Origin of the sequence: Flavobacterium sp. (assembly GCF_035456225.1) — a bacterium.
GTDB lineage: Bacteria > Bacteroidota > Bacteroidia > Flavobacteriales > Flavobacteriaceae > Flavobacterium.
The window spans coordinates 1-24,104 of record NZ_DATIDM010000199.1 but is presented as its reverse complement, the minus strand read 5'-3'; the positions used below and the strand labels follow the sequence as shown (position 1 = coordinate 24,104).

Here is a 24,104-nt window from a genome sequence, read left to right as displayed (position 1 = left end):
CTGCTAGCGCGAACATCTTGCCAGTGCTTTCATACTATTGTTGCCTACATATCATAGCCACCCGAATAAAAAAAATCACAATTAATTGAAAATCAAGTATATACGCAAGAGTATAATTGATTTTTTTCATTAAATTTGTTAAAAGTATTATGTTATGAATAATTTATTAAAAATAGTATGTTTGGTAAGTGGTGCTGTAGTGGCAGGTCTTATTATTAAAGAATCGCAAGAATCAGAAGAAGACAAATTCGCTGATTACCACAAGGGTTATGTTGATGGCTATAACGATGGTTATGATGAAGGCAGAAGCAGCTGATGATTCAAAAAGACACAAATGGCAGCATCATGTTTTCCCGCTAGCGCGAGCATCTTACTCGTGCTTTTACGCTGCATTTTTCTTTATCAGTTGAAGTGAAAGTAAGATTACCCAAATGAAAAATATATACTGATTGATGCGTTCCCATAATCCCATCATTGGTGTTGGCAAATTGGCTTCCAAATTCGAAGAACCCATACCTGTCAATATCCCGAATAACAGTAGCAGTCCAATGCTGATAATAGTATAAATGCGGAATTTTTTTCCAGATGCTGCAGCCCCGAATCCCATCATGCAGATAAACAGAAACACTGTTGCAATTGTCCATACGATATGCAGTGTGTCAGTTAATGACTTTGCACCAGCAGCAATTGCCTCTCGTGTATGCATAGGCGGCCAGTAAAGATTGAGGATGCTGTAACCAATAATTAATGCAGAGAGAATCTTTAGTTTTTTATTATTCCCGGATACATATAAAATTCCCCAGCCGAATGCCGCATAAAGCAGTGGATACAGTGTGCCCAGCAATACCCATAGAATTCTGGTTGGTGATCCTACTGCCGAAAGTTCACTAACGGTTAGCGAAAGCGATGAATATCCTGGATAATGCAATGGCACAAACAAATTCATGAATGTATACCATACTGATGAAAGTATGCCGCAAACCAATAAGATCTTAAACATTACCGGTGTATAGTTTCTTCCTGCAACAAGAGGAATGACGACAATGATACCAAGCAAAACCGGAATGCCCCACATCAAATGAAGCCAATGCAGTTCATGCAGAATAATGATCTCAACAACAAACCAAATGTACCAGCCGCAAAGGACAATGCAGGACCAAAGCCAGTCCGCTGGTTTTTTAAGAAGAATTTGGAAAAAAGCAGACAGACTAACGATACCCATGGAAAAAAGTATGATTCCCGGGATGAGAAAATCGGCAAAAGCACCACGCATTAAATCAACCGGCAATTCCATTAATTCACCGTTTGGCTTTGCAACAAGTAAGCTGCCGCCAACCAATCCGCCTAAACCTTCATAACCAAGCACGAATAGTAACACTATTCTTGTCCATAAAGGTTGCAATACAATGACAGGTTCTTTTTTTTCTTTCATAAGAAGTAATGTTGTTCCCATGTGACTACTCCGCTGCTTCGTCAGCATGTATAATCCGCGCTATCTGATCCTAAAACAGTTCCCAATTTTTTAATTCAAAACCCAAGTTAATTTACGTTTTTTAATTGACTTATAAATTACATTTTCCAACAGTTATTCCAGAGTTTGAAACGGGGTGACATGAAAATATAAATAGGTCAGACTCAAAGGACATTGAACAGCCGGATTATTCAGAACGATATGTTAAAGTCGACGAAGTATTAGTTAAATACATCTTAATGAGATATTTATATCAATTAGAAACTGATTAAAATCCGTAAATTTGGGTTCATCATAAAAGTTATTTAATATGAAAACGTATTCTTTAGTTCTTAAATTTGACCGATTCGATTTATTAAAATCCGACAAGCAAACCATAATTAATTTAATAGAGAAAAAGCCATTCATAATTGATTATTTTGGTGATCAATTAGACAGTATAGCTGATTATTTTGGTGATGAAATGCAAACTGAATTTGATAAATCGACCTATATCAATCTGTCGCTGCATCCAATATATGAACACCTTGATTTATATTGTCCCGACATTAAAAATACAATCGATGTAGTTACTGCTTTCGTTGATAACAGTGAGTCACTTGAAGTTTCTAAAGACGGTAAAGATATCGTTGTTTATTGCGGATAATGATTCCCGCCCAAGGGAGTTTAGTTCAGTTTACCTGAAAATAATTTAATACCTTCTTTTAAAAAACTGCCACTTTATACTATTTCAGTTTAACTTTGTTAATGTAAATAAGCAAAAGTGTAACTTTTAAAGTGGCATAAAGCGCAATGATCCGATAATTCAATGAGCGAAAAAAAGTTGTTGTATTTTAAAAATACCAGAGAATGGCGTGCGTGGCTGCATGAAAACTATAACAAGGCTGACGGAGTCTATCTCATTTTTTACAAAGTGGGAAGTCCTTACGAAAGCATGAGATGGGAAGAAGCAGTGCAAGTCGCCATTTGTTACGGATGGATCGATTCTACCGTCAAGCGGTTGGATGATGAAAAACGACAGCAGTTATTTACTCCGAGAAAGGACAAAAGCGTTTGGAGCAAAATAAACAAAGGCTATGTCGAAAAACTGATTGCAGAGAATTTAATGCACGAAAGCGGTTTGGCTAAAATTGAAACAGCCAAACAAAACGGCTCTTGGAATTCATTGGATCATGTAGAAGAAATCATCATTCCCGATGACCTTCAGAAGGCATTCGATTCGAATAAAACTGCCTTTGAAAATTACAGGAATTTCAGTTTCACCTATCGGAAAAGTTATCTGTATTGGCTGAACCATGCAAAACGGGAAGAAACCCGAAAAAAGAGGATTGAAGAGATTATAAAACTCTGTGCTGCCAATGTGAAATCAAGGCAATAATTATTTTCGGAAAACTTAACCTGAAGTTTGTATCCGATGCCGAAAAAGACATAGCTTTGTGGTATAATTTGGAGTAATGATAAACCCTTCAACAAACGGATGGATTGACAAGTTTTTTACAGAGCAAAAACCATTGCTCCTCCCCGTTGTTGTGTATTCTTCCGTCTTTTATACCAATGTTCGGAAAACCGGGTTTATTTATGGTTATACTGTCGATTTTGATGTTGAAAAACCTATATCCACTAAAGGATGGACTTCCGAAGAAATTACCAAGGTTGCTTTATTGAACACACTTTATGGCGTTTATGGTTTAATAACACACGATGGAAATCCGAAAACCTTTATAGAAGAGGCAATCAAATTCTACAAGCAGATGAACCCGGAAGGATTCAACCTGTTGAAAAAAATGCTGCCAGGTTCTTCGAACAGCCACAAACTGGAAGAAATGATTGATGAACGGGTTCAGACCAACGACAATATCATCAGTAAAAATTTCTCGCATATTTTAACCAATGCGCTTCTGTTTATGGACGTTTTGGCTTTCCGTCAATATCTTTTGCATCAGGAAATCCCGTTCAATTATGTAAAAAAACTGGAGGAGAAAATTATCAGCATTGTTTCTTTGGCCTTAAAAACAAAAGCCGTAAAATCCAATTATGATGATTTATTGATAAAACTTTTCGAATCATCTGTTCGCTATACCAAATTTTCCAAAGTCAACATTGAAAACATCGAAATGCTTCAACTCGACTATTTCACATCGGAAATTGAAAAAAATTATTTACTGGATATCGCCGGTATGGCCATGTGGAGTGATGATGTTCTTGAAAAAAGAGAAAGCGATTTCTTATACCGACTAGCGGAACTGCTTGAAATTAAAACCGAGTTTACCGCAAAGAGCATAGAATCCATAGATGCTTTTATTACAAAATACCAAAAAGAGATTCCGTATTTCAAATATTCCAATCCGGTAAAACATTTCTACGATCAGGCGACTCAAAATGTAACCGTTTTGATTACCCGCAATAAAAACCGTTTGATCAAAGAGATTTCACAAAGTGGCGAACTAATGGTTTTACTGGCTCATTCCACAAGAAGGGATTTGGATTCGAAGGAAAAGAAAAAAGTAAAAAAACAGCTTTTGGATATCTGTAAAACAATCCCGTCACTAACGATCTTTCTTCTGCCCGGTGGCGGATTACTGCTTCCGATATTAATAAAATTCATTCCTAAAATGCTGCCTTCCGCATTTAATGAAAATTTAGATTTGGATATTGAATAACAAAAGAGGCTGCCTTTTTGAGACAGCCTCTTTATTTTTTAGAATTTCAATTGATAAACATCGTCCAGTTTATCATTGGAGTCGATATTTACATTTAAATCTGTTACATAACCTGAATTCAATCCGTAAACCCAACCGTGAATTACCAATTCCTGTCCGGATTTCCATGCAGACTGCACAATTGATGTTTTTGCAAGATCAAAAACCTGCTCTTTTACGTTAAGTTCAACGAATTTATTGAAACGTTCACCTTCATCAAGAATAGAATCAAGATAACCACTGTGGTATCTGTAAACATCTTTGATATGGCGAATCCAGTTGTCGATAATTCCGATTGATTCATTGCCCATTGCTGCTTTCACTCCACCGCAACCATAATGACCACAAACGATTATATGCTTAATTTTCAAGGCATTTACCGCGTAATCCAATACACTTAACATATTCATGTCACTGTGGATAACCATATTGGCAATATTTCGGTGTACGAAAACCTCACCTGGTGCCGCACCGATTATCTCATTTGCAGGCACTCGGCTATCCGAACAACCAATCCATAACAACGGAGGGTTTTGCCCTTTTGATAAATCCTTAAAAAAGTCTTTATCAATTGCTAATTTTTCTTCAACCCACTTCTTGTTGTTGTCTAAAATCTTTTTATAAAAATCACTCATTACTATAAGTTTTACTTGTTATACTGATGATCAATTTAACGCGTAATTATTTTCGCGAATTTACATCAATTTGATTAATTATTATTTTTTAATTCGTTGTTAATCCTTCTATGACCTCTTTATGGGATGAAATGGATTTTTTTCTGTAATTCATTATTACATTATGTTCCATAAAAACATGGTTATTCTCATGTTTTGAATTTTCAAGCTCGTACGCTTCTTTAAAACCGATCAGCGAAACATCAATCCTTCTTTCGATCGCATTAATGCTTTTGAACTCTTTTATCAGGTCAATCACATCGTGAGCAATATATACCGTGTCTGAAGCATTGATAACTACTTTCGAATTTTCCGGTAGTTTATTCAACGTCGACTTGATAGCTGCTTTGTTCAAAAATGAAACCTCCTGGGCAAGATCTATATGAATGACATCGCCGTCTTCATATTCTTCTTTACGGAAATAATAAGCTCTTTGCAGATTTCCTTTTAGGACGAAGATGATACTTATCACCATTCCCAAAGCCACTCCCTTCAGTAAATCAAGGAAAACAACCGCTAAAAGTGTCGCAATAAAAGGTATAAACTGGTATTTTCCTTTTTCCCAAAAGTGCTTTATTGTTGCCGGCTTAGCCAATTTATAACCCACCACCAATAACACAGCCGCTAAAGTGGCCAACGGTATTTTATTCAACAGCATTGGAATAGCCAAGACACTCACCAATAACAATACACCGTGAACAATTGAGGACATTTTGGATTTTGCACCTGCATTTACATTAGCCGATGTACGAACAACCACTGAAGTCATCGGCAATCCGCCTAAAAGGGAACTCACCATATTACCAATCCCTTGAGCGCGAAGTTCAACATTGGTATCTGCATATCGTTTTAGTGTATCTAACCTTTCAGATGCTTCTATACAAAGTAAACTCTCAATAGACGCAACAATTGCGATGGTAAAAGCAACAATCCATACTTTAGGATTTGTTATTGCTGCAAAATCGGGAAGTACAAACATCGCCTTAAAATCATCCATAGAAGATGGAACCGGGAGTGAAACCAAATGCTCACTTTTAATTGCTAAAGAACTTCCGGTAGAAATAAAAATCTGATTCAGAATAATACCAACCAAAACAGCTACCAATGCACCTGGAATCAATTTGAATTTCTTTAAAAAAGGGATTTTGTCCCAAGAAATTAGGATTGCTAGTGACAGTATGGTGATTACTACAGAACCTAACTGAATATAATCCAAAGCTCCGAATAAAGAGGAAAATGTATTGGCACCATCCGCTTGAACAAAAGCCTCATCACCTTCAAAATCAGCATCATACCCAATGGCATGCGGAAGCTGTTTTAGTATAATGATGACACCAATACCTGCTAACATTCCTTCAATCACATTGGTTGGAAAATAATTTGAGATACTCCCGGCTTTTAAAAATCCTAACGCCAATTGAATCAAACCTGCCAGGAAAACCGCCAACAGAAAAATGTTGAATGCACCAAAATCAGTAATCGCGGTTAACACAATAGCCGTTAAACCCGCTGCTGGACCGGAAACACTTACATGGGATTTACTTAAATACCCTACAACGATTCCGCCTATAACACCCGAAATAATACCTGAAAAAAGTGGAGCGCCCGAAGCCATTGCAATACCTAAACACAATGGTAACGCCACAAGAAAAACAACCAGACCTGAAGGTATGTCAGATTTGAGGTTGCCAAAAATATTTGTTTTTTTTGTCATAACCCGATAAAATATAATACAATTAATACTTCAGATACTGAATAGTATCCGACTGATAATCAATTACGATTAAATTAAAATGTATTATACCTGTTCAGGTGGAGGAGAGAAAATCTCTTCAGAAGCATTATCGTGCTTCTGTTCGTTTTCACTATTAATGGCTACGGATTTAGTGTCCGTAAACGAAACCGGAATTTGAAGAATATCTTCAATGCTTGCCGGAATTTCTTTTATCTCTTTGTGAATTTCCTCTTCGGAAAATGAGTAAACAATGGACGTGTCTGCATCCCTTTCAATCAACCCAATAATTGTAGGGGTCGCCAAAAAGGTTACAAACAAAAAAAGTACTATGCTTACTAGAATTTTCACTCGGCTAAAATATAAATTAATAATCAGGTTAAAAATATATTGGGATTTTTTTAATACTTATAACCTGATTATATCATAGATGCAGACGTTTTAAATTTCTTCTTCCATCCAGGCTTTCAACATCCACATTGTTTTTTCCTGCTCTTTTATGAAGTCACTCATCATTGCACTGGTTCCTTCATCGTCAATTTCCGATGACTGCTTCAGAATAACGCGTTCGATTTTCAACAATTCAGACAAACATATGGTTATCAATCGAATAGCCTCTTCATCATTTGAAATATTTTTTCCAACTTCAATTTTTTTGTTGGCGATATAATCTTCAAATGTGTGTAATGGAGCGCCGCCCAGCGTTAAGATCCGCTCGGCAATCATGTCGATTTTAAGCTGACTGTCGTTGTATAACTCTTCAAATTTCAAATGCAGATCAAAGAATCTTTTACCGCGGATATTCCAGTGTAAACCTCTTAAATTCTGATAAAAAACCTGAAAATTGGCTAATAAAATATTCAATTCGGCAACCGATACCTGCGTTTCTTTCACCGGCAATCCCAAACTATTTGTTTTCATCATTATTATTTTTTTGATTAGTTTATTACAAAATTATTTAAAAATTTCACCCGTCGTAATATAAATTTAATTGATAGATTTTATATTTTTATCGAAAATATTTATCCGATGACCATTACCCAATTATATTATGTTTTAGCCGTTGCAGAACACAAGAATTTTACATTGGCTGCCGAAAAATGCTTCGTCACCCAACCCACATTGAGCATGCAGATTCAAAAACTGGAAGAGGAATTAGACATTCAGATTTTCGACAGAAGCAAAAAACCAATTCAATTAACTGAAATCGGTGCCAAAATAGTTCAACAGGCAAAAAATATTGTCAATGAATCCGACCGAATAAAAGATATCGTTGATCAGCAAAAAGGATATTTTGGAGGTGAATTTAAAATAGGTATCATTCCGACGGTTATGCCTACATTATTACCATTGTTTCTAAATAATTTCATCAAAAAATACCCAAAAATAAATTTGATTATTGAAGAACACAATACGGAAGAAATCATTAAAAGATTAAAAAGCGGCCATTTGGATGCTGCCATTGCCGCAACGCCATTGGAAGAAGAATCAATTAAGGAAATTGTTTTGTATTACGAGCCTTTTGTTGGATATTTCCCTGAAAACCATGCAAATAAATCAAAAGAAGAAATTAAGGTAGAAGATTTGGATTTGGAAAACATATTGCTATTACAAGATGGCCACTGTTTTAGGGATGGAATTCTGAATCTATGCAAAAATGCCAACTTAAAACGAGACAGTCATTTTCAATTAGAAAGCGGAAGTTTTGAGACTTTAATAAAGCTGGCCGATGAAGGTTTAGGAATAACGCTTCTGCCCTATTTGCACACATTGGATTTAAGTGAGAAAAACAAAATGAATCTTCGTCATTTTAAAGAACCGAAACCGGCAAGAGAAGTCAGTCTTATTTTTCCAAAAAACGAACTCAAAATACACATCATTGAAGCTTTGCGAAGTACAATTTCAGGAGTGGTTAAAGGCGCTATTGTCTTTCATAATGTGCAGATAATAAGTCCGCTGATAAAAAAATAAAAAGGAGCTGTAAAGCTCCTTTCATTTTGGGTTAAGTAGGTAGGGTTATAGTGAATTTTCGTCAATTACAATCAAACACGGTCGTAATTCAGGTCTTTCTGAAGTAAAATAGTTAAGCCATTTACTTAGTAACTCAATTTCATAAGGCAATAAATTTTTAATTGCTTTTTTTAACTCTTTCATAAAAAGCAACGGATCAAAGCTCACTCTTTCAAGCACGGACTTAGTGTAGTCATAAATCATTCGCGGCATAATCAAATTGTATTTTTATTGGTTAACAGGATAAAATTAAATAAATTAAAAATACCTACAAAGAAAAAAAGCAACAAATTATCGATTAAATGCAATAATTTTCGACAAAAGACGTGTTTTTCATCAAAAACAAGTTAAAATACTTACAATTTCATTATTTAATTATTCCTAAAAACAAAGAAAACATATTGAAAATTACTTAATAAGATTATTATTTTATTATCAAAACGTTAAATATAAAGTTAATTTATTATGACACTAAAACAGATGTAGTATGTTAAATATTAAAAACAGGTGATTAAAACTTCAACTTGTGACTAAACTTTCAAAATACTTAAACGAAATCCAACAAAAAAGGAGCCGAAGCTCCTTTTATTCATTTATGTAAACTAAACATTGCTGTAATTCTGGTTTTTCTTTTGTAAAGCTAATCAACCATTCCGTTAATTGCTCTAATTCATAAGGTAACAGTATTTTAATGGCTTTTTCTAATTCTTTACAAAACAATATTGGGTCAAAACTTACTCTTTCTAAGATAGATTTGGTGTAAGCATACATTGATCTTGACATAATTGCAACTAATATAATTAAATGGTTAATAGGATAAGAACTTATTAGTAAAATTATAAAAAAATTTTATTATTATTTAAGGTTAAATTAATTATTTATTAACATTAAATAAATATCACAATATTTTAACAAACTATCGTTTTTTAACAGCACGCAGCATTTCACGCTTGCCCGGAGGACCTTTTAACTTCTCAACTTTAAAACCAACCTCTAGCATTGCTCGCTTAATACTGCTTCTGCAGGCATAAGTAACCAGCACGCCATTTTCTTTCAAAGCATCAAACATTATTCTGAAAATTTCCACCGACCACAGCTCTGGCTGGTACTGAAATCCGAACGCATCAAAGTAAATCAAATCAAAGCAGTCCTTGTCGTTTATCTCATTAAAAAACTGTTTTCTTTTAGTTAATGTAAAGCTATCGGAAAGTATTATGTTCTTACCCCATTCGCTTGAATGCATCCTCTGAAATTCCGTATCATATTGAGTAGCATCCAATTGCGCAACATAATTCAGTTTCACAACTTCTTCCGGCAAAATCGGATAGGCTTCCACTCCAACATAATTAATGTTTTGATTGAATTTTTTGGCTTCCAGAAAAGTTATGAAAGCATTTAAACCGGTTCCAAAACCAATTTCTAAAATAACAACGGACTGTTCCTTAAAAAGTGACAGCCCGTTTTGTATGAATACATGTTTTGCTTCCTGAATAGCTCCGTGTCTGGAGTGATAGGTTTCCCCCCACTCTTCCATCAATAAGGACGAAGAACCATCTTCAGTCTGAATAATTTTTCGTTTCAACGTTATTCTATATAAAGTTTCTTAATTCTCGGAATTGGCCCGCCGCATTTTACCTCATGGCAGCTCAAACAAGCGTCAACACCATTATTGAAATGTTCTTTGGCATTTTTTGGGTCCTGATAAATAAGCTCTTGTGCTTTAATGAACTTTTTTGCCTGTTCTTTAAAGAAAGCGTCGTTTTCCTTTTCATCCGTCATCACAGCTTTATGAATCTCTAAAAAATGCTGCGGGAACTGCCCAATCGTATCTCCCTTTTTAATGCGATCCTTCAAAACCATGTTTTCCGCATACATTTGTTCCATCAAAATGGACATCTCAGACATCTCATACATTTTGAAATCCTTCTTTTCAGAAGTTTCCGTTTTAGTCTCGGCGTTAGTTTCCTCTTTTTTTACACACGAAAAAAGACAACCCGAAAGCACTAACAACAATAATACCTTTTTCATTATTTGGCAATTAAAACACCATCAGCTAAAAAAGAATAAGTTACTTTCGGCGTGGTAATACTATCTATGGCAGCCTGTGATTTACCGGCATCTTTGGCATAATGCTTCTGTTCATCAATTGTCTCAACGCTCACAAAAGCTTTTCCGTTAACAACAGCTTCCTGCTTACCGGCATTCATCGGAACAAAAAATGCATAATCTTTGAATTTAACGAAAGTTTCAGTCCCTTCAGCTAAATCCATAGACATCCAGCAACCTTTTTTCTGGCATACCTCTTTGATGTTGGATTTAAACTTAACATTAAGTGTGTCTCCTTCTTTCAGATCTTTAAACTTGGTAAACATCTCATCTTTTGTTAATGCCTCAGTATCAGTTATACTGTCACCAAAAACAGCATAATCTACTTTTTTTACTTCCGCAATTTTTTCTTCATTTTGTTTCTTATTACAACTTATAAAGGCAAGAGCAGAAAAAGCTAAAACGACAACTTTTTTCATGATATTTATATTTTCGACTTAATTTATAATTTTCAAAAGAAACAAATTAATATTGAACGACAAAATGCTCAATGTAGATTTTCTGTTTATTTGATTAAAAAATTGCTTTTTGACTACATTTTTTGAATTTTTAAAAACAAATTGGCAAATCCTTAATTAATTACACTATTTTTAATACAACATTCAAAAAGGTACATTTTTTTGTTAGTTTTGCAAAGACACAACAAGTTTATTAGTAATAATAAAATTACGATTTTACTAATAACCAACGTTTTAGTGTTTTTTAATATTAATTTTTATTCAGATGGAATTAACAGCTATCGACAATATTAAAATTGTTACGGCAAAAGAATCAAAAATAACTTCGGTTGATTTTGATAACTTAACTTTCGGAAATGTGTTCACAGACCATATGTTGGTTTGCGATTACGACAACGGCGAATGGGGACAACCTGAAATCAAACCTTACGAACCGTTTACCATGGACCCGTCTTCTCGTGTTTTTCACTATGGACAGGCTATTTTTGAAGGAATGAAAGCCTATAAAGACGAAAACAATGATGTTTGGCTGTACCGTCCTGATCAAAACTACGAAAGATTCAACAAATCGGCTGTACGTTTGGCAATGCCTGAAATTCCGGAAGAAATTTTTATTGACGGCCTGAAAAAGCTAATCGAAATTGAAAAAAATTGGGTTAAAAAAGGCAAAGGAAATTCGCTGTATATCAGACCGTTTATGATCGCTACAGGTCACGGTGTGGTAGCATCTCCTTCAAACCAATACCGTTTTTGTATAATTCTTTCTCCTGCAAGTGCTTATTACTCGGGAGAAGTGAAAGTGGTAATCGCTGATCATTATAGCCGTGCTGCTAACGGAGGAATCGGTGCTGCAAAAGCGGCAGGAAATTATTCGGCACAATTTTATCCGACGAAATTAGCTAACCAGGAAGGATTCCAGCAAATCATCTGGACAGACGATGCTACGCATACTATGTTGGAGGAAGCAGGAACCATGAACGTTTTCTTCAGAATTAATGATACTTTATACACCGCTCCTACAAGTGAAAGAATTCTTGATGGTGTTACACGAAAAAGTATTATTGATTTAGCAAAACGAGACGGAATCAATATCGAAGTTAGACCGGTTTTGGTTTCAGAAATCGTAGAAGCTGCTGAAAAAGGAACTTTAAAAGAAATTTTCGGAGCCGGTACTGCAGCAGTGGTAAGTCCTATTTCAGGGTTTTCATACCAAGGAACCTATTATGAATTGCCAAAAATGGAAAATTCATTCGCAGCTGAAATAAAAGATAAACTGACAAATATTCAATACAACCTGGCTGAAGATACTTTTGGCTGGACAGTAAAAGTTTAGTGGGCAGTCACAGTGGGCAGTCGCAGTTTAAAGTCTCAGTTTACAGATACTTCTGTCAACTGAGACTGAAAACTGAAAACTATCCTAAAATTGTCTCAAAATTAGGCTTAAAATAATTCGGGCCTTTCATTACTTTTCCGTCTTCGCGGTAAATCGGTTTGCCGTCTTCACCTAATTTACTCATATTACTGCGTTGGATTTCGTCGAAAACTTCTTCTATTTTATGTTGTAATCCGTGCTCCAGAATCGTTCCGCATAAAATATAAAGCATATCACCTAAAGCATCGGCAATTTCCACAACATCATTATTTTGGACTGCTTCCAGATATTCTTCATTTTCTTCTTTCATCAGATTAAAACGTAACATGTTTTTTTGTTCGCCTAAATCTCCTTTTGGCGATACATTTACCCCTAAACCAAAGGCTTCGTGAAATTTTTTTACTGCGTTGATTTGTTTCTGCATAGTCTTAAAAATTTATTCGGGAAATTAAATAAAAATAATTTTCAATAAACTAATTTTGCATAAACTTTCAAGATATGTTTTCAACAGGTCAACTGTATTTCGCTCTATTTTTTGTTATCGCATTTGTATCAGTAATGATTTATGTATATCGAAAAGATTTAGCACTACACAAAATCCACTACAAAGGCAGCTTATGGATTCTCTTTTTCTTCCTGCTTTTTATAGGAATTTTATTTATAATCAAATTAGTCCTAAAAGAATAAATATCCTTATATTTGGAAATTATCATAATTAGATCAAAATTATGCGAATTTTAAAGTACATATTCCTCCTTATACTCCTTGCTCTTATTGCCATTACAGTTTATATCGGCACCCAAAATGGTCAGTTTGATATTAAACGCAGTAAAGTTATTGCTATACCTCAACCAGTTTTGTATAACTATATTAATGACTATAAAAACTGGGAAGACTGGGGCCCTTGGACAGAAGAAGACAAATCCATTCAATATACCTATGCTGATAAAACTCACGGTTTAGGAGCGTCTTTCAGTTGGGTAGGAAAAGAAGGTGAAGGCCGTATGAAAACGATTAAAGTCATGGAAAACGACAGTATTTTTCAAAAAATTTATTTTGAAAACGGCGAACCAAATGACATCATCTGGGGATTTCAGAAATCAGGAAACGGTACTAAAGTGACCTGGCAAATGAAAGGAAAAATGGATTTCATGATGAAATTCTTCTCATTCTTTAAAGGCGGTGTAGAAAACATGATGGCTCCAATGTTCGAAAAAGGCCTGAATAACATCGACAACCTTTTGGTGGCAGAATTAAAGAACTACAACGTAAAAGTGGACGGCCTAACCCGAAAAGCTGGAGTTTATTACATTAAACAAACTGTAACCTGTAAGATTCCGTCTCTAAATAAAAACATGGCAATCATGTTCAGAAAGATTACAAAATTTGCCAAAGACAATAATATAACAGTTAATGGCTCTCCTTTTACTGTTTACTACAAATTTGACACTGCTAGCAGTATAGTAACCTTTTCTACCTGTTTACCAATTGCTGAAGAAATTTTCACTTCTGAAGGAAGCGACATTGAAGGCGGACGTTTTTATTCCTATTTAGCACTGAAAACCACACTTAAAGGCGATTACTCGCACAGCAAAGAAGCCTGGGATAAAGCATACGCTGAAATTGCGAAACACAAATGGATGGAAGATCGTTCCGGAAAATACATCGAAGTATATAAAACCGGTGTAAACCAAACAAGAAAGGCTTCACAATGGGTTACTGAAATTTACATTCCGATTGTTGAAAAAGCCAAACCAATAGAAATTCCGTCAGTACTAAAAGATTCTACTGCTGTACAATAAAAAAAGTCCCAAATTGGGACTTTTTCTTTTTATATTTCTGATTTTTTAATCTTTTAATAATTGCTTGATAACTGTTTCGGCCGCGTGCAAACCAAACAAAGCCGGCATCCAGCTGTTTGTCCCGAAGAACGATTTTTTGAAATTGCTCCCGTCTGTCATTTTTAAACTGCTTTGATCTGGTTTTTCAACAGAAAACACCGCTTTAACTCCACTGGAAATACCTTCTTTTTTCAATCGTTTGCGGATAACTTTAGCTAATGGGCAAACATCGGTTTTACTGATATCTTTCACAACCACCTTGCTGGCTAACATCTTTCCTCCTGCTCCCATATTACTGATAACGCGAACCCTTTTACGCTTGGCCGCTAATATCAGATTCAGCTTTGGTGTGATACTGTCGATACAATCCAAAACATAATCGTATTCCGGCGTAACCAATTCAAAAGCTCTTTCAGGTGATAAAAATTCCTGAATTCGGGTTAATTGCAATTCCGGGTTGATGTCCATTAAACGATCACCCACTATTTTCACTTTTGGTTGTCCAACAGTAGAATGCAAAGCTGGCAACTGACGGTTAACATTGGTAATATCTACCGTGTCTCCATCAACGATTGTCATTTTTCCGACACCCGCTCTGGCGATAAATTCTGCTGCGAAGGAACCTACTCCTCCCATTCCAACCACCAATACATTGGAATTCTTTAATTTTTCTAATCCTTCTTTTTTAAATAATAATTCGGCTCTTTCTGTCCATTCTGCCATTGTAAAACATTTTTGTGCAATGTGATTCCGGTCGAAAAACCGGTCTTCATTACGGGTTAAAAACTAACTTAAAATTATCCGTGATAATTTGTTCCACATCAGTGTTCTTTACTGATGTAGCTTTTATATATACATCCGTGATGCTTTCTTCAATTGTATCCGTTTCCATGAAAAAACGGTCGTTCGGAACCTGTTCAAAAACCGATGCCAATTCTGGATTACGAAGTAAATATTTACCAAACGACAAATAAAACCCATTATCCAAAAGCGATTTGGCTATCTGCCAGTTTTTGGAGAACCCATGAATAACCATCGGAACAGTTATTTTCAATCGTTTTTTGATTTCGATTACTTCCTGATACGCCGAAACGCAGTGCAAAATTACAGGCTTTTGGTATTTTTCAGCTATGAGCAATTGTTTTTCAAAAACTTCAGTCTGAATTTCAAGCGGTGTTTCAATCCGTTTATCCAAACCACATTCGCCTAATGCAAGGCAATTTTGAAGTTGGAGCTTTTCTTCTATAATCTGAATATTCTCTTCTACCTTATCCAAATCAATATACCAGGGATGAATTCCGATGGAAAAATATCTGACAGCATCGTCAAACGCATTCGGATACTGATTGACAATTTCCAGAACGTTTTCCTGATTGGTACTTTTATGAGTATGGATATTGTATTTCATTATGAAAAACTGAAAACTGCGACTAAAAACTTTGACTGTGATTGTGACTGCGACTGTAAACTGCGACTAAATACTACTAATCATGAAACTTCTTCACTCCCGCTCTGATTTCTACAAGAATGTCATTTTCTTTTGGAGGAATCGGGCACGAATAACCTTCGTTATAAGCACAATACGGATTGTAAGCCTTATTAAAATCCAATGTTATAGTTGAACTATCTGATGCTTCCAAATCGATATAACGACCACCTCCGTAGCTTTCAACACCACTCGTTAAATCGGTAAACGGTAAAAACAGGTAATTTTTGAATTTCTCCTGCTTTGATAAATCTATACTTTGGTACACATTAAGTTTGCATTCTTTTCCTTTTAAAATAAAATGCAATTCACCGTATTTCACATACAAAGGCGTTCTGCTGCCTGTAGTTTTCATTGCAAAAGGCTTTTCATTAGGGGTTTTCACCAATTTAGCTTCCACGCAGAAATTCATGTCAATCGGATAAAAATCAAGGTTCTTAAAATGCTCTAAATCCGATTTTTTAAGCGGACTTTCCTTTTCATCGGCATATTCTTTATTAAGTTGCAACTGATAGGCTTTAGCAGTATCATCGCTGCATTGCGCCGAAACAACCAATGGAAACAAAAAGATAAAAAGGAGCTTTTTCATTTTTTTAGATTTTTCACAAAAGTACTCAAAAATTACGTTTTAAAAATTCACATTCATTTAACAGTGAAACGGACAATAAGATTATAGCTTTGTAAATTACATTTTAAGCATGTTCCTACAACTTTTCTCACGATATATAAACAACTTTAAAGGCTTTTCAAGAGAAATCTGGATTCTGACTCTAATCACCTTCATCAATAGAGCCGGAACAATGGTGCTGCCGTTTTTATCCAAATACCTCAAAGAAGATTTGCATTTTTCATACAGTCAAGTGGGATGGGTTATGGTTTGTTTCGGATTAGGTTCTATGATTGGCTCCTGGCTGGGTGGTAAACTATCAGATAAAATTGGCTTCTATAAAATAATGATTTTCAGCTTATTTACGAGTGGATTATTATTTTTCGTTATTCAATATATTACCAGTTTCGTCGGACTTTGCATCAGCATGTTTTCAATTATGATTATTGCTGATATGTTCCGTCCGGCTATGTTTGTTTCCCTTGGTGCCTACGCCAAACCCGAAAACAGAACACGCGCTTTAACCTTGGTACGTTTAGCTGTAAATCTTGGTTTCGCAGCAGGTCCGGCATTGGGCGGATTGATTATCATGGGAATGGGCTACAAAGGTTTGTTTTGGGTAGATGGTAGTAGTTGTATTGTTTCTATATTGCTATTTGCCTTATTGGTAAAAGAGAAAAAGAAAGAAAAAGTGCATCTTGACCACTTTGAAAATTCGCAACCAAAATCTGTTTTTAAAGACAGGCCTTTCTGGATTTTTTTATTTATCTGTTTTTTATCAGCTATGGTTTTCTTTCAGCTGTTCACTACCCTACCGTTGTATCATCACGAACAGTTTGGGTTGACGGAATTCCAAACCGGATTACTGATGTCGTTCAACGGACTGATGGTGTTCTTTTTTGAAATGCCTATTGTGAGCTATGTGGAACGCAAACAGATTGACAAAGCGAAAGTCATCCTTTGGGGAGCCTTATGCATGGCAATCAGTTATTATCTCTTACTAATTAATATCTGGTCCGGAATTTTACTCATCAGTATTATTTTTGTGACATTTGGTGAAATGTTCGTCTTCCCTTTCTCCAATTCGTTGGCTATGAGCCGTGCGCCAAAAGGACACGAAGGACGTTATATGGCGCTCTATACGATGAGTTTCAGTTTAGCCCACATTATGAGTTCCAAAACCGGAATGGAGATTATTGACCGATTCGGGTATTCAGTTAACTGGTTTTTCATGGGAAACTGCGGTATCGTTGCATTAGTCTGTTGTCTTTGGTTACGAAAAATACTAAATGAAGAAAACTGATTTTTTTGTTGATAAACAAGACCTTACAATCTGCTTTCAAGGCATTTCGAAGAAACAAGCTTGATAAAAGTATAAATGTAGTTGTAAACTTGTCATAGGGTTGAAAGAATTTCAGGCCAATTGTTAGTCAGAGACAGTAGAAAAAAATAATCTTTTACTTACTTTAGCGTTCCTAACAAAAAAATATGGCTGATTTTATAATCCAAACCGAATCACTAAATTTTCAGTATTCGAAGTCTAAAAAAGTTTTAGAAAACATTTCGATTAATGTTCCAAAAGGTTCCATCTATGGTTTTTTGGGTCCTAATGGCGCTGGAAAATCCACTACAATGCGACTGCTCACGGGCATTATCCCCGAACAGGGAAGCACAATCAGGTTATTTAACCAACCGCTTCAGGAACAGATGCCATTTGTTTTCTCGAAGATTGGTTCATTGGTAGAGTCGCCGGCATTATATCTTCATTTGAGCGGAATCGATAATTTGAGATACGTTGCCAAACTTCGAAACATTCCTGAAGAAAAAATTCATGAAACTCTTGAGTTAGTAGATTTGACAAAAGATGGCAAACGTGCTGCCAAACAATATTCCTTGGGGATGAAACAACGGTTGGCAATTGCTATGGCTTTATTGGATGACCCCGAATTACTCTTACTCGACGAACCGGTGAACGGTTTAGATCCCAACGGCATCATTGATATCAGGAAATTACTTATCAGACTTAACAAGGAAAAAGGGGTTACCATTTTTGTTTCGAGTCATTTGTTGAGCGAAATTGAAAAAATGTGTACACATGTAGGGATCATCAATAAAGGAAAACTCTGTTTTGAAGGAACCATGCAACAACTTTCGAAAGAAGCCAATATGTGTAAAATTCAGATTACTGTTGATGATGCACATAAAAGGCTGTCCACCTTTGAAAACAGCTATACGAATGTAACGATGGTAACTCAGAATCAAATTACCTTAAGCCTTCAAAGCAAGGAGGAAATCCCTGATTTTATCAAAACTCTTGTAAACCAAAATATACCCCTGTATGAAGTTAAGATTTTAGATGGATTGGAAGAATGGTTTATGACATTAACTAACGAAAAAAATACGAATGAAAACTAATATATCGAACTTTATCACCGTACTGAAAGCCGAAAATATCAAAAGACGCGGCACCATGTTGTATTGGAGCAGTGCTATTCTTGGGATTATTTCGCCTTTGTTGTTTTTTACCATTTTGCTTTCCAGGCCAGACGAAGGGATTAAATCGCAGCTGCCGTTTAATTTCTATATGAAATTTATCGACAATACATTAGAGCCATTCGCCAATTTCTTTTTACCGCTGCTCATCATCATTACAGCGAGCCGAATAACACAATTGGATCATAAAAACGGAGGCTGGCAATTAATGGAAACCCAACCGGCCCAAAAGTTTTCGATTTATTTCTCAAAATTTCTAACGATACTTACGGCCACTTTAATTTCGATTGTTTCTTTCACTATCGTTGGTATATTATTGGCCTGGATATCCCATTTCATTATTGACGTTCCGAAAATGGCCATCATGGAATTTCCTTTTGTGGAAATTTTACACACAGTTTCAAGATTGTTTATGGCATCGCTGCTCATTACAGCATTACAGTTTACACTTTCTGTTTTGATTCCGAGCTTTATATGGTCCATTTTGATTGGATTTTTCGGGTTATTGTTAACCCTTTTCCTTCAGCCTTTCAACTTGATTCCAGATTGGTACCCATATGAAATTCTTTCAAAAATTGCATCCAAATCTGAAGGAAGTGATTTAGGTTACTGGTTTACTTTTACCGATTATTTAAGTTTGTCCATAAGTATTATTTTGCTTTACATAGGATTCCGATGGTACCAGCACAAAACTTTCAGGTTAGCATTCATAAAAACACCAAAAATGACAGGCCTGGCTATAGTGACTGTTTTCGGTGGCTTAACCTGTTGGCTTTTATGTTCGAATCAAATGCCTGATCATGACAAAACGGTATTTTGCGGTAAAATTGAAAGTAAAGAACAATTTCAGAACATTTATTTGAGAGACCTTACACTCGACGATACAATTGCCGTTATTCCAATCAAAAACAATGAATTCCATTATATTTTCAAAAACAATGTGATTACTGACAATTATGAGTTTATCATCGATGGAAAATATCACGGTAATGTATTTTTCGGAAAGAAGGACAGTATTTATATAGATGGAAAAACAGCTGAATCGGCATCTGAATTTAAACTAAAAGGTACCCGATTAGCCGAAAATCAAATGAGTTCAGACCCAAAAATGGAATGGAGCATGGTTACTTACTATTTGGAGCAAAACATTAACCTGGACCAACCCCAAATCATTATTGATGCCTTATATGATGGCTGGAAGGAAGCAATGGAAGCCTCCAATACATTTAAAACCGTTGACAATTACATTCCGAAAAACGATTATACCGAAAGAAAACAAAAACTGGTAACCACACACTACCTGAATTTGTGGAATAATTTTTTGAAAAAAAGAGCGGCATTGTACCCTAACGAAAAAACTACAGGCGGTAAATCTATTGCTGAAATACAAAGCAAACTGTCTCTGACAGATGAAAGCCTTTTAAGCTCATCAGAATATTTTGACTTGGTGAAAAACCAATTAATTGCGAAAGACCATCGGGATATTGATGAGGACACCAAAGCTATAATGGCGATTTCTAAACTCAAAAATGGTTCGTTTAAAGACAAAATGCTGTTTTGGCAAATCAAAAAAGTGATTGAAGAATCTTCCACTAGTGCAGAACGTAACCAATTTGTTGCCAAATACAATCCGTTAATTGCTAACACCTATTATCAACAAAAAATTAATAACTTCAACAGGATTGCAGAAAGTTTAGGAAAAGGCAAAACAGCGCCTTCGTTTGAAGCCACCTCACTTGATGGCAAAAAAGTTTCCCTTGCAGGATTAAAAGGCAAATATGTTCTTATAGATGTTTGGGCTACATGGTGCGGACCTTGCAGACAACAATCGCCTTTCTTTGAGAAATTTGCATTGAAATACAAAAAGGAAAACATCCAGTTTGTGGCACTCAATTCCGATACAAACCTGCAAGATTGGTTTATCGATGCAAAGAGTAAATCAAAAACGGTACTGCAATGGCATCTTGATGATTCGAAGCAATTTGCCAATAATTATAATTTAGAATATATCCCGAGATTCATACTTATTGATCCGAACGGAAATTTTGTCAATGCTAAATTGCCATTTCCAAATGATGCTTCCTTTGAAATTTTACTGCGAAAAGCATTGCATTTACCGGATGAAGGATAGTTTTGGCTGTAGGGAAAGATTAAAGTCAGAATAACAAAATCAGATCTTATAAAAATGCATCCTTTCTTTAGGATGCGTTTTTTTTGCTTTTTTCTACTATTCAAAAAGTTAATTAACACATTAAAAATCAACGTTTTAAATACTTTTACCAATTGTAAATCTGTTAATAAAACTATAAAATTCGTTGTTTAACTATTTTTATAGTTGCGTAACTAAAAATATAGTTGTACATTTGTTTTGTGCTTGAGAGAAATCTAAACCAGATGTTAGTCGGTTACGGTAGAAACATCTTCTGACTTACTGATGAAAGAATTCTCGAATAGTATAAATGCGTTAGATTTGATATTAAGAGGAGGACAGCCGGTGGCTGTCAGGTAAAAAATCTACACAGCTAATTAGCGTTAGGGATAGCAGCGGCATCCTGTTATTGTGAGATTGCCCCGCAAGCTCGCAATGACAGATACAGCGGATAGCCCGACCCTTGTGGTAACGCCCAACCAATTAAGAATAAATACATCATGCAAAAGTTAACCAACAAAGAAGAAGAAGTAATGCACATTTTGTGGAAGTTGAAAAAAGCTTTCGTGAAAGAGGTTTTAGCTGAAATTACAGAAGATCAGCCGCATTACAACACCTTGTCTACGATAATCCGTAATCTGGAAGAAAAGGGATATGTGGGGCACAATGCCTTCGGGAACACACACCAGTACTACCCTATCGTTTCCAAGGAAGACTACCGAAAAGGTTTTATGAACACTGCCATTGAAAATTATTTCAATAACTCCTATAAAAGTATGGTTTCCTTTTTTGCCAAGGAAGAGAAAATCAGCGCCAAAGAATTACGCGAAATTTTAGAAATGATCGAACAGAAAAAATAAAGCCTATGGAAGCTTTGGGAATTTATCTGCTGAAAGTAAGCGCCCTAATGGGGATTTTCTATCTTGCTTACTACATTTTCCTTCGAAAAGAAACGTTTTTCAATTCGAACCGCTGGTTTTTATTGGCCGGTTTGGTTACTTCAATGATTTTACCTTTTATAACCTATACCAAAATCATTTGGGTGGATCCGGCGCCGGTTTATGATTACAGCACGGTTGTACTTCCGCAAAATTACGTCCCGATACAGGAACCAACCTTTGAAATTAACTGGTTTTTAGTTTTGGCCACTCTTTACGGAATCGGAATTTTGGTTTTCCTTGTAAAATTCGCCATCGATTGTTTTGCTATAAAACAAATTATCGAGAAACCTAAATCCATCAAAAAAAGTGATTTCTATTTAATTGATACTGAAAAAGTCCAATCACCTTTTTCATTCTTCAATTACATTGTCTATAATTCGGCCCTGCTGAAAGAAGAAGAACTGGAGAACATTCTGTATCACGAAAAAGTACACAGTGCACAGAAACACTCTTTAGACATGCTTTTGGCGCAAATCTTCTGCATTGCTTTTTGGTTCAATCCGATTGTTTGGCTGTACAAAAAAGCCATCGCGCAAAACCTTGAGTTTATTGCCGATGCCGAAGCAACCAAAAATATAGAAGACGTTAAAAGTTATCAGAAAACCTTATTAAAAGTAACAATGCAGTCGCAATGCATTGCAATCACCAATCCATTTTATCAATCATTAATCAAAAAACGAATTGTCATGTTAAACAAAAATCAATCAGACAAGAAGAATTCCTGGAAGTATTTGGTTGTACTTCCGTTGCTGGCCTTTTTTATGTTCCAGTTCCAAATGCGTGTTTTGGCACAGGAGAAAGTACAGTCAAAATTTGAAAATCACGATACGCAACGTAAAACAGTTTCTGTAATTATCGACAAAGATGCTACCGATGCCGAAATTAAAAAAGATGTTGAAATGTTGAAAAAAGAGTCTGGTGTGACTTTAAAAGTTTCCAAAGTTAAGCGTAACAGCAAAGGAGAAATCATCGCTATCAAAGTAGACTACAAAGACAAAGACGGAAAAAAAGGGACTTCACAGGTAGCAGGCGATGAACCAATCCAACCAATCCATTTCTATAAAGAAGTAAATGAAAACGGTAAAGGCACTATCGGATTCGGTAAACCAAACAGAAGCGGGCGCGGCGAAGGCGTTGCCAAAGTAAAAAGAATCAAACACATTAGCGAAGACGGTGAAGAAGACGTTCAGGTAATCGTTGAAGGAGACGATGATTTTGGATGGACCCACAATTTCGATTTCGATTTTGATCATCCTTCTCCTCCTTCCCCACCCGATGCACCGGCTTTTGAAGACCTGCCTTCACCTCCAGATGCTCCAGAAGCACCCGGAGCACCAAGAGCGCCTAAAAACATGAAAAAAACCGTTGTTGTAAAACAAGACGGTAACAAAAAAGAAGTTTGGGTTAATGGTGAAAAAGTAACTGAAGAAATTGTTGGTGATATTGAAGCAGATAAGGTATATTTTTATGATAGTAAAGGCCCTAAAGGCGAAAAAGGTGAAAAAGGCGAAAAAGGAAGCAAAATAAGAATTCCTGATCAGGAAGTAGAAGTAATCCATGACGGCGACAAAAAAATCGTTATCGTAACCAAAGGGAAAGACGGAAAAACAAAAAGAACTGTCGAAACCATTGATGTCAAAAAGATAAATGATGATGTTAAAGCTGAAATGGAAAGAATGCGTCCTGAAATCGAAAAGGCTAAAAAAGAAGCCATGGAAGCAAGAAAACAAGGCATGGAAGCAAGAAAACAAGCTATGAAAGAGCGTGAAGAAGCCTTAAAAGCCAGAGAGAAAGCTTTAGAGGAAAGAGAGAAAGCTTTGGAAGAAGCTGAAAAAGCAAAAGAAGCGGCTAAAACCAGAAAATAAATAGTAATACAGCAAATCATCAATCATCATCACCCGAGGCGTAGCCGAACTGTTTGGAGCGCAGCGGAAAAAATCAAAATCAAAAAGACTGTCATGTTCATGGCAGTCTTTTTTTATTTAAACTTCTAAGGGAAGCTTTAACCAGAGCAATTAAATACTTTTAAACAGTTGCACCCTGATGATGTGCTCTTTCCCCGATT

The 24,104-nt window shown here is 35.7% G+C and carries 26 protein-coding genes; 12 read left to right on the top strand and 14 right to left on the bottom strand.

Features of this window, described 5'->3' with window-relative positions; translation table 11 throughout:
• Positions 1-154: 154 nt before the first annotated feature.
• Positions 155-316, top strand: a complete 162-nt coding sequence (locus VLB74_RS11960; protein ID WP_325203688.1) for a hypothetical protein — start codon at positions 155-157, stop codon at positions 314-316.
• 66 nt (positions 317-382) lie between these two features.
• Here the strand turns inward: VLB74_RS11960 and VLB74_RS11955 are convergent, their stop codons facing one another.
• Positions 383-1,432, bottom strand: a complete 1,050-nt coding sequence (locus tag VLB74_RS11955; RefSeq protein ID WP_325203687.1) for a DUF998 domain-containing protein — start codon at positions 1,430-1,432, stop codon at positions 383-385.
• A 349-nt stretch (positions 1,433-1,781) separates the two neighbouring features.
• Here VLB74_RS11955 and VLB74_RS11950 point away from each other — a divergent pair, with 349 nt between their 5' ends.
• From VLB74_RS11950 to VLB74_RS11940, 3 genes are all read left to right on the top strand, one after another.
• Entirely contained in the window at positions 1,782-2,117 is a 336-nt protein-coding gene (locus tag VLB74_RS11950) for a hypothetical protein (protein WP_325203686.1), read from the top strand.
• Positions 2,118-2,279: 162 nt separating this feature from the next.
• Positions 2,280-2,849 (top strand): YdeI/OmpD-associated family protein, encoded by a 570-nt coding sequence (locus VLB74_RS11945; protein ID WP_325203685.1) that lies wholly within the window; start codon positions 2,280-2,282, stop codon positions 2,847-2,849.
• Between the two features lie 76 nt (positions 2,850-2,925).
• Positions 2,926-4,131, top strand: a complete 1,206-nt coding sequence (locus tag VLB74_RS11940) for an LETM1-related biofilm-associated protein (protein WP_325203684.1) — start codon at positions 2,926-2,928, stop codon at positions 4,129-4,131.
• A 38-nt stretch (positions 4,132-4,169) separates the two neighbouring features.
• On the opposite strand, the gene can is transcribed toward VLB74_RS11940, so the two are convergent.
• The 4 genes from can to VLB74_RS11920 form a co-directional block, all read right to left on the bottom strand.
• Positions 4,170-4,805 carry a carbonate dehydratase gene (gene can, locus VLB74_RS11935; protein ID WP_325203683.1) on the bottom strand — a complete coding sequence of 212 codons (636 nt, stop codon included), beginning with the start codon at positions 4,803-4,805 and terminating at the stop codon, positions 4,170-4,172.
• Positions 4,806-4,893: 88 nt separating this feature from the next.
• Complete coding sequence (locus VLB74_RS11930) at positions 4,894-6,558, bottom strand: SulP family inorganic anion transporter (RefSeq protein ID WP_325203682.1); 1,665 nt, start codon at positions 6,556-6,558, stop codon at positions 4,894-4,896.
• Between the two features lie 84 nt (positions 6,559-6,642).
• Positions 6,643-6,927 (bottom strand): hypothetical protein, encoded by a 285-nt coding sequence (locus VLB74_RS11925; protein WP_325203681.1) that lies wholly within the window; start codon positions 6,925-6,927, stop codon positions 6,643-6,645.
• Positions 6,928-7,017: 90 nt separating this feature from the next.
• Positions 7,018-7,497: a Dps family protein gene (locus VLB74_RS11920; protein ID WP_325203697.1), complete on the bottom strand. Its 480-nt coding sequence runs from the start codon at positions 7,495-7,497 to the stop codon at positions 7,018-7,020.
• 108 nt (positions 7,498-7,605) lie between these two features.
• On the opposite strand from VLB74_RS11920, the gene VLB74_RS11915 reads away from it, so the two are divergent.
• Positions 7,606-8,547, top strand: a complete 942-nt coding sequence (locus VLB74_RS11915) for a LysR substrate-binding domain-containing protein (protein WP_325203680.1) — start codon at positions 7,606-7,608, stop codon at positions 8,545-8,547.
• Positions 8,548-8,592: 45 nt separating this feature from the next.
• On the opposite strand, the gene VLB74_RS11910 is transcribed toward VLB74_RS11915, so the two are convergent.
• The 5 genes from VLB74_RS11910 to VLB74_RS11890 all read right to left on the bottom strand — a co-directional run bounded on the left by VLB74_RS11910 (position 8,593) and on the right by VLB74_RS11890 (position 11,111).
• A complete protein-coding gene (locus VLB74_RS11910) occupies positions 8,593-8,799 on the bottom strand; it encodes a hypothetical protein (protein WP_325203679.1) in 207 nt (68 codons plus the stop codon).
• Between the two features lie 372 nt (positions 8,800-9,171).
• On the bottom strand, positions 9,172-9,369 hold the full coding sequence (locus tag VLB74_RS11905) for a hypothetical protein (RefSeq protein WP_325203678.1): 198 nt from the start codon (positions 9,367-9,369) through the stop codon (positions 9,172-9,174).
• A gap of 133 nt (positions 9,370-9,502) precedes the next feature.
• Positions 9,503-10,168, bottom strand: coding sequence for a tRNA (5-methylaminomethyl-2-thiouridine)(34)-methyltransferase MnmC2 (mnmC2, locus tag VLB74_RS11900; RefSeq protein WP_325203677.1), 666 nt, complete (start codon positions 10,166-10,168; stop codon positions 9,503-9,505).
• Positions 10,169-10,170: 2 nt separating this feature from the next.
• A complete protein-coding gene (locus VLB74_RS11895) occupies positions 10,171-10,614 on the bottom strand; it encodes a hypothetical protein (RefSeq protein WP_325203676.1) in 444 nt (147 codons plus the stop codon).
• Positions 10,614-11,111 carry a DUF4920 domain-containing protein gene (locus VLB74_RS11890; protein WP_325203675.1) on the bottom strand — a complete coding sequence of 166 codons (498 nt, stop codon included), beginning with the start codon at positions 11,109-11,111 and terminating at the stop codon, positions 10,614-10,616. The genes VLB74_RS11895 and VLB74_RS11890 overlap by 1 nt, the downstream gene beginning before the upstream one ends.
• A 304-nt stretch (positions 11,112-11,415) precedes the next feature.
• On the opposite strand from VLB74_RS11890, the gene VLB74_RS11885 reads away from it, so the two are divergent.
• The gene (locus tag VLB74_RS11885; RefSeq protein ID WP_325203674.1) at positions 11,416-12,483 is read left to right on the top strand and encodes a branched-chain amino acid aminotransferase; all 1,068 of its coding nucleotides are present in this window, start codon (positions 11,416-11,418) and stop codon (positions 12,481-12,483) included.
• Positions 12,484-12,562: 79 nt separating this feature from the next.
• Here the strand turns inward: VLB74_RS11885 and VLB74_RS11880 are convergent, their stop codons facing one another.
• Positions 12,563-12,946, bottom strand: coding sequence for a nucleoside triphosphate pyrophosphohydrolase family protein (locus tag VLB74_RS11880; protein WP_325203673.1), 384 nt, complete (start codon positions 12,944-12,946; stop codon positions 12,563-12,565).
• Between the two features lie 304 nt (positions 12,947-13,250).
• On the opposite strand from VLB74_RS11880, the gene VLB74_RS11870 reads away from it, so the two are divergent.
• Positions 13,251-14,324 carry an SRPBCC family protein gene (locus tag VLB74_RS11870; RefSeq protein ID WP_325203671.1) on the top strand — a complete coding sequence of 358 codons (1,074 nt, stop codon included), beginning with the start codon at positions 13,251-13,253 and terminating at the stop codon, positions 14,322-14,324.
• A 45-nt stretch (positions 14,325-14,369) separates the two neighbouring features.
• Here the strand turns inward: VLB74_RS11870 and VLB74_RS11865 are convergent, their stop codons facing one another.
• The 3 genes from VLB74_RS11865 to VLB74_RS11855 form a co-directional block, all read right to left on the bottom strand.
• Entirely contained in the window at positions 14,370-15,086 is a 717-nt protein-coding gene (locus tag VLB74_RS11865) for a tRNA threonylcarbamoyladenosine dehydratase (RefSeq protein WP_325203670.1), read from the bottom strand.
• Between the two features lie 49 nt (positions 15,087-15,135).
• Entirely contained in the window at positions 15,136-15,771 is a 636-nt protein-coding gene (locus VLB74_RS11860; RefSeq protein WP_325203669.1) for a TatD family hydrolase, read from the bottom strand.
• Positions 15,772-15,847: 76 nt separating this feature from the next.
• Complete coding sequence (locus VLB74_RS11855; protein ID WP_325203668.1) at positions 15,848-16,438, bottom strand: DUF1684 domain-containing protein; 591 nt, start codon at positions 16,436-16,438, stop codon at positions 15,848-15,850.
• Between the two features lie 109 nt (positions 16,439-16,547).
• On the opposite strand from VLB74_RS11855, the gene VLB74_RS11850 reads away from it, so the two are divergent.
• From VLB74_RS11850 to VLB74_RS11830, 5 genes are all read left to right on the top strand, one after another.
• The gene (locus VLB74_RS11850) at positions 16,548-17,759 is read left to right on the top strand and encodes an MDR family MFS transporter (RefSeq protein WP_325203667.1); all 1,212 of its coding nucleotides are present in this window, start codon (positions 16,548-16,550) and stop codon (positions 17,757-17,759) included.
• 185 nt (positions 17,760-17,944) lie between these two features.
• On the top strand, positions 17,945-18,871 hold the full coding sequence (locus tag VLB74_RS11845) for an ABC transporter ATP-binding protein (RefSeq protein ID WP_325203666.1): 927 nt from the start codon (positions 17,945-17,947) through the stop codon (positions 18,869-18,871).
• On the top strand, positions 18,861-21,080 hold the full coding sequence (locus VLB74_RS11840) for a redoxin family protein (RefSeq protein ID WP_325203665.1): 2,220 nt from the start codon (positions 18,861-18,863) through the stop codon (positions 21,078-21,080). Before VLB74_RS11845 ends, VLB74_RS11840 begins: the two co-directional genes overlap by 11 nt.
• A gap of 518 nt (positions 21,081-21,598) precedes the next feature.
• A complete protein-coding gene (locus VLB74_RS11835) occupies positions 21,599-21,958 on the top strand; it encodes a BlaI/MecI/CopY family transcriptional regulator (RefSeq protein WP_325203664.1) in 360 nt (119 codons plus the stop codon).
• A gap of 5 nt (positions 21,959-21,963) precedes the next feature.
• Positions 21,964-23,904 (top strand): M56 family metallopeptidase, encoded by a 1,941-nt coding sequence (locus VLB74_RS11830; protein WP_325203663.1) that lies wholly within the window; start codon positions 21,964-21,966, stop codon positions 23,902-23,904.
• The last annotated feature ends 200 nt before the right edge of the window (positions 23,905-24,104 follow it).